The following is a 10,070-nucleotide window of genomic DNA, read 5'->3' as shown; positions in this document are numbered from 1 at the left end:
CCCGGGCCGGCCGCGGCGGCCCTGCGTCCGGGGCCGTCTCCGTCAGGCGAGCGCGGGCTCTCCCACGGTCTCCACCAGGTCCGCCAGCACCTCGCCGAGCCGATCGAGGGCACCGGCGATCCACGGCAGCGCCGCCGGGTCCGGGGAGGCCAGCGCGGCCAGCCGCTCCTCGTCGTCGCGCCCGTACAGCAGGCTCGGCGCCACCCGCATCCGCAGCGCGGCCGGATCGTCCCCGAACGCGCAGCCCGGCAGGACGCCGACGCCGTACCGTTCGAGCAGCAGGCCGGTCAGGTCCGCGGCCGTCCGGACGCCGTGCGCCCGCGCGCAGCGCGTCCCGCAGCGGCCCGAAGTCGGGGTACACGTAGAAGGCCGCTTCCGGCCGCCGGACGCGCGCGCCCGCCGCGGCGAACCGGTCGGCGTCGCCGCCGGTGATCGCGGCGTGCAGGCGGCGGCTGCGGCCGACGTGCTCGACCAGTTCGGGCGGCTCCGCGAACGCGTACGCGGCGGCGTGCTGCATCGGGGCGGGCGCGCTGGACCACACCTCGCTCGCGACGCCCAGCAGGCTGTCGCGCAGCGCCCGGCCGAACGGGCCGTCCGGCAGGCGCGCCACGCCCAGCCGCCACCCGCCCGCGGCGAGGCTCTTGCTCAGCGCGGTCGTCACGATCGTCCGCTCCGGCGCGTACCGGGCGGGGGAGTGCACCGTCCGGGCGGGATCGTGGACGAGGTCGCGGTAGATCTCGTCGGAGACGATCACGAGGTCGAGGTCGCGGGCGACCGCGCACAGCCGCCGGACCGTCTCCTCGGACGCCAGCGTCCCGGTGGGGTTGTCGGGGAGCGTGACGATCACGACCGGACGCTGCGCCCGCGCGCCCGCGCCCGCTCGACGGCGTCGGCGAGGAGCGCCGGGGCTCGGCACCCCGCCCTCGCCCGGCGCGGTCGCGACCCGCAGCGGCTCCCCGCCCAGCAGGGACGCCTGCGCGGCGTAGGACACCCAGCTCGGCGCGGGCATCACGACGTCGCCCCCGATCGCCGCCAGCAGCGCGTACAGCAGCGGCTTGCTGCCCGGCCCGCACACCATCGCGTCCGGGTCGGTGGGCACGCCGCGGCGCGTCCAGTACCCGGCGGCGGCCGCGCGCAGCTCCGCGGACCCGGCGACCGGGCCGTAGGCGCCCCGGCCGGCGGCCGCCGGCGAGATCGCGCGTCAGCGCCGGATGGATGGGGACGCCCGCTTCGCCGAAGCCCAGCGGCAGCACCGCGACCCCCGCGTTCCGCTTGCGGGCGAGGGCCTCGTTCACCGCGAGCGTCGCGACAGCGGCACCGGGCGCGGCGCGAAGGGCACCGGCCGGACCTCCCCGGCACGGCCGGGCAGGTCCGGCCGTGCGAGCGTCGACGGGTCGAGCACGGGCGTCGTCCGGCACGGGCACGTCCAGTACGGCCGAGTCCAGTGCGGCCGAGTCCAGTGCGGCCGAGTCGGGGCCGGGTGCGGCGGGGGCGCGCGTATCGAGCGGGACGTCGGAGTCCGCCGCCTCGGCGGCGGAGGCGTCCGGCACCGGCGCGTCGGCGGATGCGGACGGGTTATGGGCAGGCATCAATGCCTCCAGAGGGCATGCTGAAATGACGAAGAGTGAAGAAGTGATCCCCGTGTGTGCCCGTTTCGGGCTCGCTGCCATACTTCCCCGCCCGCAGCATCACTACAAGCGAGTCTCATCGATGGTGACCGTAAGATGTAGTGATGCTTGAGCTGCGCCGCCTCCGGCTCCTCGCCGAATTCGCCCGCCGCGGCAGCATCGCCGCGACCGCCGCCGCCCTCGGCTACACCCCGTCGGCGGTCTCCCAGCAGCTGGCCGCGCTCGAACGGGAGGCGCGCGTCCCGCTGCTGGACCGCACCGCCCGCAGCGCCGAGCTGACCGACGCGGGGCGGCGGCTGGCGGCGCGCGCCGAGGAGATCCTGGGCCTGGTCGAGACGGCCGAGGCCGAACTGTCCGCCGCCTCCGACACCCCCACCGGACGGGTCGTGGTCACCGCGTTCCCCACCGCCGCCGTCGCGTTCGCCCCCGCGCTCGCCCACAGCCTCGGGGAGCACGAGGGACTGACGTTCGTCCTGCGGCAGACCCGCCCCGTGGACGGCATCCGGCAGGTGCGCAACGGCGAGGTCGACATCGCGCTGGTCGACGACTGGACGGGCAACGTCCCCCACCAGTCGCCGGCCGCGCTGGAGTTCTTCCACCTGCGCCGCGATCCGCTGGTGCTCGTGGTGCCCGCCTCGCACCCGCTGTCGGACCCGGAGCTGCCCGTCGATCTGCAGCGGCTGCGCGAGGAGCCGTGGCTGGCGGCGCCGAGCGGCGAGCCGTCCCGGGACGCCGTCGAGCGGCTGCTCGACACCGTCGGCGGCCACCGGCCCGTCCCGTGGGAGTTCGAGGGCCTGCACACGATCCTCAGCCTCGTCGCCCGCGGCATCGGCGTCACCGCGGTGCCCGGGCTCGCCCTCGCGGCGGGCGACCCCGGCGTCGCCGTCCGGCGGATCCCCGAGTGCACCCTGGCGCGGGAGGTGTACGCCGTCACCCGCAGCGCCAGCGTGCGCCGCCCGTCCGTGGCGGTGACGCTGCGCGCGATCTACGCGGCGGCCCGTGACGTCCAGCCCGCGCCGCCCGAAGGGTGATCCGCGGCGGCGGAATTTCCCCGCCGGGAGCGCGGGTGCGGACGTTCGCCGAGGTCAGGAGAGTGTGCGTCGGCGTCTGCGGGGGACACGGTGCGGAACGGCCACGCGCGAGTTTTGACCCCGAAACGGCCGGAATCGCGCGGATCATCACGTACGGTGGGGCGAATCGTGACGACATCCGAGTCTTTGCACACCGATCGGGGAGCGCAGCGCTCGATGGAACGACCGGCGACCACGCACGCGGAGCCGTCCGCGTCCACCGCACCGTCCGCTCCGGCGGAGGCGGTGCCGCCGGTACCGGCACAGCCGGTACCGGCGCAGTCCGGAACGGCGGAAACCGCACCGGCGGAGCCCGCGGGCTCCGGGGCCACGGCCGCGCAGGACACCGAGGGCGAGGGGCACCACGTCTTCGAACTGCCGCGGATCCGGGCCCTGCTCGTGCACGCGCTGCCGCGCTTCTTCGAGGGCGTCATCGCCCCGGTCCTGGTGTTCTACGCCGCGCTCACGCTGCTCGGCCTGAACGGCGCGCTCGTCGCCGCGGTCGCGTGGGTGTACGGCGGCATCGCGTACCGGTACCTGCGCGGCCATCCCGTGTCGGGGATGCTCATGCTGGCCGCGGTCGGCGTGACGGTCCGCGCGGGCCTGTCCGCCGCGACGGGCAGCGCGGTGGTCTACTTCCTGCAGCCGACGCTCGGCACGCTGCTGGTCGGCATGTCGTTCCTGGCGTCGGTTCCGCTGGGCAAGCCCCTGGCGATGAAGCTGGCCAAGGACATGGCCCCGATCCCGGAGGCGTTCCTGAAGCACGGCAGGGTGCACCGGTTCTTCCTGCGGATCTCGCTGCTGTGGTCGATGGTCCTGTTCGCCAACGTGCTCGTCAGCGTCTGGATGCTGTTCAACCAGTCGATCAGCACGTACCTGTGGCTGCGGACCAGCATCGTCGCCGCGCTCGGCGCGGTCGGCGTCGCCATCTCGGTGTGGGGCTTCAAGCGGCTCCTGCGCCACATCAACTGGAAGCCCGCCGGTACCGCCTGAGACCCGTGCGGACGTAGCACGTCCCGCCGCCCCGGAGTGGGTGGCGGGACGTTCTTTTGCCCTTCAGGTGACCCGAACTTTCCCGCGTGTACGCTCGTCTATCTGGCTTAGATAGGTTTGTAGGACACTGGGCTGATCTTGGCGAATGGGGGAGTTTGTGGCTGGCAAGAGGCGGTTGGGTCTTGCGGTGACCGGCGGTGCGGGCGCGGTCGTGATGCTCGCCGCCGGCTGCAGCGGCGACACCTCCGGTGCGGGCGAGCTCGCGTCGGAGGAATCCAAGACCACGGTGACGATCACGCCGGCCAACGGGACGACCGAGGTCAAGCCGGACGGGACGATCGAGGTGAAGGTCGCCGACGGGACCCTGCAGAAGGTCACCGTCCAGGGCGAGGGCGCGCAGATCACCGGGAAGCTGTCCGCCGACCGCACCTCCTGGCGCTCGGACCGGACGATGACCCCCGACACCAAGTACATCGTGACCGCGGTGGCGGCCAACGACGGCAAGAGCCAGACGGCGACGAGTTCCTTCTCCACCCTCGACCCCGCTCAGACGCTCGAGATCGTCGACGTGACCCCGAACCTGAAGGGTGAGAAGGTCGGCGTCGGCGCACCGATCATCGTGAGCTTCAACCGTCCGGTCGGGAACCGGGCGGCCGTCGAGAAGGCCCTGAAGGTGACTCCGGAGAAGCCCGCCGTGGGCGCGTGGCGGTGGGTGGACGACAAGCGGGTCATCTACCGCACCAAGACGTACTGGGAGCCCCACCAGAAGATCAAGTTCGAGGCGGGCCTCGCGGGCCTCAACGTGGGCGGCGGCGTCTACGGAGAGGAAGACCGCCAGGAGACCATCACCGTCGGCGCGGAGCAGATCACCAAGGGCGACATCAGCGAGCACCACATGACGGTGTACCGGGACGGGAAGAAGCTGCGCACGATCCCGTTCAGCGCCGGCAACGGCACCACCCGCGAGTACACCACCACCAGCGGCGTCCACCTGCTGATGGGCAAGGAGAACCCGGTCACGATGGTCTCGCCGGGGCGCAAGCCGGGAGACCCCGGCTACTACAAGACGGTCGTGAACTACGGCGTCCGGTTCTCCAACAGCGGCGAGTACACGCACGCGATGGCGTCCACCGTCGGAGTCCAGGGCAGCGCCAACGTCAGTCACGGTTGCCTCAACCTGAGCCCGAAGAACGCCAAGTGGTACTACGACATCATGCAGCGGGGCGACGTCCTGAAGCTGACGGGCAGCGACCGGCAGCTCGAACCGGACAACGGCTGGGGCTTCCAACAGATGTCGTTCGAGGAGTGGAAGGAAGGCAGCGCCCTGCAGTGAGCCCGGTCCGGGCCGCCGCCACCCCGGGGCGGCCGGACGGCCGCGCGCGGGACCCCGCCGTGCAACGCTTTGATCTCGACGGACGTCGAGAACCCCCAGGAAACGCGTGATCGGCGACTTTTGTCGCTAATGTCTCTCTGGTACGGCGGGGTAACTGGAGGTGGCGGTGCAGCGCGTGTCCGCACGTGTACGGGCCGGCACGGCGGTGACGGGGGTCCTGATCCTCCTCACCGCCGGCTGCTCGGGAGACGAGAAGAACGCCGGGGTCGCCGGCGAGCAGGCCGAGGCGGCCGCGCCGCAGGTGACGATCGATCCCGGGGACGGGAACGTCAAGGCCCTCCCGGAGGCGGGCGTCACCGTGAAGGCCGCCGGCGGCACGCTTCAGAAGGTGACGCTGTCCTGGAAGAACGGTCCGGTCAGCGACGCCGGGACCATGTCGGCGGACAAGACGAGCTGGAAGTCGCGCACCCTCAAGCCGGACACCGAGTTCCAGGTGTCGGCCGTCGCGGTGAGTCCCGAGGGCAAGACGACGACCGTCGACGCGAAGATCGCGACCCAGAAGGCCAAGCAGAAGCTGGAGATCACCGACATCGTCCCGCGCAAGGGCGAGAAGGTGGGCGTCGGCATGCCGATCACCGTGACCTTCAACCGCGAGGTCGACGACAAGAAGGCCGTCGAGCGGGCGCTGCAGGTCAAGTCGTCCAAGCCCGCCACCGGCGCGTGGTACTGGGTGAGCGACGAGCAGGTCATCTTCCGGACGAAGAACGGCTCCTACTGGGAACCGAACCAGAAGGTGTCGTTCGACGCCGACCTCGCCGGGGTGAAGTCCGGCAAGGGCACCTACGGCACCAAGGACGTCGGCCGGGACTTCCGCATCGGCGACTCCCACATCCTCAAGATCAGCACCAAGAAGAAGAAGGCCGTCGCCTACGAGAACGGCGAGAAGGTCCGCTCCTGGCCGATCAGCGCGGGGAAGGGCGGCCGCGTGGTCAACGGCGTCGACACCTTCCTCACCACCAGCGGCGTCCACCTGACCATGGGCAAGGAGAATCCGGCGATCATGACGTCGGAGTGGATGGGCGTCGATCCGAAGGACAAGGCGAACGGCGGCTACCGGGAGGTCATCCCGTACGCCGTGCGGATCTCCAACAGCGGCGAGTACGTCCACTCCATGGCGTCGACGGTGTGGGCGCAGGGCGAGCAGAACGTCAGCCACGGCTGCGTCAACTCCCCGCCCAAGGACGCCCGCTGGTTCTACAAGTGGTCCTACCGCGGCGACCCGGTCGTCATCACCGGGAGCAAGCGCGAGCTGCAGTGGAACAACGGCTGGAGCTACCACCAGATGTCCTGGGAGAAGTGGGTGAAGGGCGGCGCCCTGAACCGGACCGTGACGACCGGGTGATGTTCGGCTGACCCGGAGCGGGTACCAATGCCGGGACCGCCGCCCGCGAACGAGGACCCGGTGAGCGAGGACCCGTGAACCTGCGCGCCCGCCCGCTGCGCCGCCGAGTCCGGCGGGGAACGCACCGCGCGCTCCGCCGGACGGCGCTGTGGGCGGCGCGCCCGCTGCTGCGGCGGCGGCCCCCGCCCCGGGGCGAACGGCTCCGGGTGCGGATCCTCCTGCAGAACGCCCACGGCACCGGCGGCACGATCCGCACCGTGCTCAACCTGAGCGGCCGGCTCGCCCTCGACCACGACGTCGAGATCGTGAGCGTGCTCCGGGGCGGCGCCGAGCCGTTCTTCCCGCTCCCGGACGGCGTCACGATCACCTACGCCGACGATCGGGCCGCCCCGCGCGGTCGCGCCGCCCGGCTGCTGTCCCGGGTGCCGAGCGTCCTGATCCCGCGGGAAGAGGCGTCCTACCGCTGGACCAGCCTCTGGACGGACGTGCGGCTGCTCGCCGCGCTGCGGGCCGCGCCGCCCGACGTCCTCATCGCCACCCGCCCGTCGCTGAACCTGCTCGCCGCCGCGCTCTCGCCGCGCGGCGTCACCCTCATCGGGCAGGACCACATGAGCCTCGGGTCCTACAAGCCCCCGCTGGCGCGCCAGATCCTCCGCGACTACCGGCGCCTGCACGTCCTGACGACGCTCACCGAGGCGGCCCGCGCCGAGTACGAGCGCGCCCTCGCCGGATCGGCGGTCCGGATCGTCCGGATCCCGAACGCCGTGCCGGACCTGCCCGGCGGCCCGTCCCCCCGCACCGGCGAGGTCGTCCTGGCCGCCGGGCGGCTCGTGCGCAACAAGCGCTTCGAGCTGCTCATCGAGGCGTTCGAGCCGATCGCCGCCGAGCATCCCGGCTGGACGCTGCGCATCTTCGGCGCAGGGGCCCGGCGCGGCGCGCTGCGGGACCTGGTCGCCGAGCGCGGGCTGACCGGCCGCGTCGAGGTCCGGCCCGCCAGCCGCGACCTGCCCGCCGAGATGGAACGCGCATCGATCTACGCGCTCACCTCCCGCCGCGAGGGCATGCCGATGGTCGTGATCGAGGCGATGACCAAGGGCCTGGCCGTCGTGTCCACCGACTGCCCGCACGGCCCCGGCGAGATGATCGACCCGGGCCGGGACGGCCTGCTGGTGCCCGTCGACGACGCGGCGGCGCTCACGGCCGCGCTCCGCAGCCTCGTCACCGACCCCGCGCTCCGCGACCGCCTGGGCGAGCAGGCCCGGCGCTCCGCCCGCGCCTACGACCCGTCCCGCATCGCGGCCCGGTGGGCGGCCCTCCTCGCCGACCTCCACCCGCCGCCGCACGCCCTCCCACAGCCCGGGCCGCCGGCCGAGTCGCAGGCCGGGTCACCGGCCGCGCGCGTCCCCCGCAAGCGCCTGGACCCGCGCGAAGAAGAACGCTCTCCTCGGCCCTGATCGCCACACATTCCATCGTGTCTGACATATCCGTTCCGTTGAAATGATCGCGAAATGCTATGTATCGCCGGGCGGTCTTGACGGAACCGGCCGCCAAAGTATGGTCAAGAGGGCGGCAATCGGAATCACATACTGCGATCCTTGGCGATTCCGGCAACCGAGTAACACCATGTAGGGAAATGAATACCGAATCCGGGGGCGGCGGCCACCTCAACCGGCTGGACGGAAGCGTCACCGGATGGGTGATCCAGGCGCGCGACGTCAAAGGCGGCGTGCACGTCCACGCACCGCCGCCCGCCGACGCCGGGCCGCCGCGCCAGCTGCCCGGACCCGGGCTCCTCGTCGACCGCGCGGAGGCGCTGGAAACCCTGAGCGGCGCCTGCGCCGACGCGCCCGGCGTGGTGCTGGTCACCGGACCGGCGGGCGTCGGCAAGACCGCGACCGCGCTGCACTGGGCCCACCTCAGCCTGGACGACTTCCCCGACGGCCAGCTCTACGCCGACCTGCGAGCGCACGCGCCATCGACCCCGCACGCCCCGGGGACGTCCTCGCCGGGTTCCTGCGCGGCCTCGGCGTCCCGCCCGAGCGGATCCCGCGGAGCCTCGCCGAGCGCACCGACCTGTACCGGTCGCTGACCGCCGGGCGGCGGGTGCTGGTCGTCCTCGACGACGCCTACTCGGCGGCGCAGGTGACGCCGCTGCTGCCCGGCTCGGCGGCCGGCGTCGTGGTCGTCACCAGCCGGTGGCGGCTCGCCGCGCTGCTGGCGCGCGGCGCCCGGACCGTCCGGCTCGGCCCGCTGGGGCAGGGCGCGGCGATCGAGCTGCTGCACCGCATGCTCGGCCGCGACCGGCTCGCGGCGGAACCGGAGATGGCGGTGCGCCTGGTCGAACTGTGCGGGCGGTACCCGCTCGCGCTGTGCGTCGCGGCGGCGCGGCTGGCGACGCGGCCCGCCTGGCCGCTGGCGGAGATGGTGCGGGCCCTCGCCGAGGAGACCCGGCGGCTGGCCGCGCTGACCGCCCGGGACGTGGAGGACGACATGACGGTCCGGGCCGCGCTGAGCCTGTCGTACCGCAACCTGCCCCCGCCCGCGCGGCGCCCTCTACCGGGCTGCTCGCCGTGCACCCGGGCCGCACGTTCGGCCGCGCGGCGTGCGCCGCGCTGACCGGCGTCCCGGTCGCCGAGGCCGCCGAGTCGCTGGAGGCGCTCGCCGACGCCAACCTGCTCGACGACGTGCCCGGCGGCCGGTACCGGTTCCACGAGCTGACCCGGCTGCACGCGCTGGAACTGGTGGAGACCCGCGAGCCGCCCGCCGCGCGCGCCGCCGCCCTCGCCGGGCTCGCCCGGTGGACGGCCGCCGCGGCACTGGCCGTGAGCGCCGCGGCGGCCCCGTACCGGCGGCTCCCGGACCCGCCGGACGAACCCGGCGCGCCCGGCCCGCCGCGGTTCCCGTCCGTCCAGGAAGCGGTCGACTGGCTCGACGCGGAGTTCCCCAATCTGCGAGCCGTGGCGCGCCGCGCCCACGAGGCCGGGCACCACCGGGAGGCGCTGCTCATCGTCGACGCCGCCTGGCCGCTGTTCCTGCAGCGCGGGCACCGCGACGACCGGCTCGACTTCGACGCGACCGGGCTCACCGCCGCCCGCGCCGCCGGAGACCGCGCGGCCGAGGCCAAGATGCTGAACCGGACCGGGCTCGCGCGCCGCGACCTCGACCGTCCCGACGAGGCGGCGCGGGACTTCCGCGCCGCCCGCGACATCTGGCGCGAACTCGGCGACCGGGCCCGCCAGGGCGGCTCCGAGCGGCGCCTCGGCCTGCTGGAACTCGACCGGGGCGACACCGGCGCCGCGCGACGCCACTTCCGCGCCGCGCTCGGCGTCTACCGCGCCGAGGACGACGCCCGCAAGATCGCCCTCAGCCTCTGCGACCTCGCGGTCGCCCTGCTGGAGGACGGCCGCCGCGACGCCGCCGCCGAACCGCTGGCCGAGGCCCGCGACCTCCTGGCGGACCAGGACGACGCCTACAACCGCGACGTGCGCGTCCTCCTCGGCGCGCCCGGGCGGGCGCCCCCGACGCCGAGGCCCTGGCGCACCGCGGGCTGGACGCCATGCGGGCCCTCGGCTCGGCGGTCGGTGAGGGCCGCGCGCTGCGCGCCCTCGGCGAACACGCGGGCGCGGGACGGCCGGGCCGACGCG

Annotated in this window: 9 protein-coding genes; 8 read left to right on the top strand and 1 reads right to left on the bottom strand. The window is 73.8% G+C overall.

Annotated elements, in window-relative coordinates; all coding sequences use genetic code 11:
• Nucleotides 1-1,138 (bottom strand): pyridoxal phosphate-dependent aminotransferase (locus BJF79_RS22450; RefSeq protein ID WP_410050121.1); only part of this gene is annotated, 1,138 nt, incomplete at its 3' end.
• Nucleotides 1,139-1,732: 594 nt separating this feature from the next.
• Between BJF79_RS22450 and BJF79_RS22445 the strand changes: the two genes are divergently transcribed.
• The 8 genes from BJF79_RS22445 to BJF79_RS22415 form a co-directional block, all read left to right on the top strand.
• On the top strand, nucleotides 1,733-2,659 hold the full coding sequence (locus tag BJF79_RS22445; protein ID WP_075900213.1) for a LysR family transcriptional regulator: 927 nt from the start codon (nucleotides 1,733-1,735) through the stop codon (nucleotides 2,657-2,659).
• A 216-nt stretch (nucleotides 2,660-2,875) separates the two neighbouring features.
• Nucleotides 2,876-3,691, top strand: a complete 816-nt coding sequence (locus BJF79_RS22440) for a VC0807 family protein (protein ID WP_262402417.1) — start codon at nucleotides 2,876-2,878, stop codon at nucleotides 3,689-3,691.
• 187 nt (nucleotides 3,692-3,878) lie between these two features.
• Nucleotides 3,879-5,024: an Ig-like domain-containing protein gene (locus BJF79_RS22435; RefSeq protein ID WP_262402416.1), complete on the top strand. Its 1,146-nt coding sequence runs from the start codon at nucleotides 3,879-3,881 to the stop codon at nucleotides 5,022-5,024.
• A gap of 175 nt (nucleotides 5,025-5,199) precedes the next feature.
• The gene (locus BJF79_RS22430) at nucleotides 5,200-6,426 is read left to right on the top strand and encodes an Ig-like domain-containing protein (RefSeq protein WP_075900209.1); all 1,227 of its coding nucleotides are present in this window, start codon (nucleotides 5,200-5,202) and stop codon (nucleotides 6,424-6,426) included.
• A gap of 74 nt (nucleotides 6,427-6,500) precedes the next feature.
• Entirely contained in the window at nucleotides 6,501-7,880 is a 1,380-nt protein-coding gene (locus BJF79_RS22425; RefSeq protein ID WP_075900205.1) for a glycosyltransferase family 4 protein, read from the top strand.
• A 179-nt stretch (nucleotides 7,881-8,059) separates the two neighbouring features.
• Nucleotides 8,060-8,515 (top strand): ATP-binding protein, encoded by a 456-nt coding sequence (locus BJF79_RS55680; RefSeq protein ID WP_083733661.1) that lies wholly within the window; start codon nucleotides 8,060-8,062, stop codon nucleotides 8,513-8,515.
• 14 nt (nucleotides 8,516-8,529) lie between these two features.
• A complete protein-coding gene (locus BJF79_RS55675; RefSeq protein ID WP_083733660.1) occupies nucleotides 8,530-9,042 on the top strand; it encodes a hypothetical protein in 513 nt (170 codons plus the stop codon).
• A partial coding sequence (locus BJF79_RS22415; RefSeq protein WP_143220090.1) for a tetratricopeptide repeat protein occupies nucleotides 8,997-10,070 on the top strand: 1,074 nt, incomplete at its 3' end. The genes BJF79_RS55675 and BJF79_RS22415, both read left to right, overlap by 46 nt.

The organism is Actinomadura sp. CNU-125, assembly GCF_001942465.1.
Classification (GTDB): domain Bacteria; phylum Actinomycetota; class Actinomycetes; order Streptosporangiales; family Streptosporangiaceae; genus Spirillospora.
The sequence above is the reverse complement of the archived record's forward strand: the minus strand, read 5'-3'. Positions and strand labels throughout refer to the sequence as shown.

Coding starts and splice junctions, on each gene's coding strand:
- BJF79_RS22440 (WP_262402417.1), top strand. CDS start 2,876: ATGGAACGACCGGCGACCACGCACGCGGAGCCGTCCGCGTCCACCGCA.
- BJF79_RS55680 (WP_083733661.1), top strand. CDS start 8,060: ATGAATACCGAATCCGGGGGCGGCGGCCACCTCAACCGGCTGGACGGA.
- BJF79_RS22445 (WP_075900213.1), top strand. CDS start 1,733: ATGCTTGAGCTGCGCCGCCTCCGGCTCCTCGCCGAATTCGCCCGCCGC.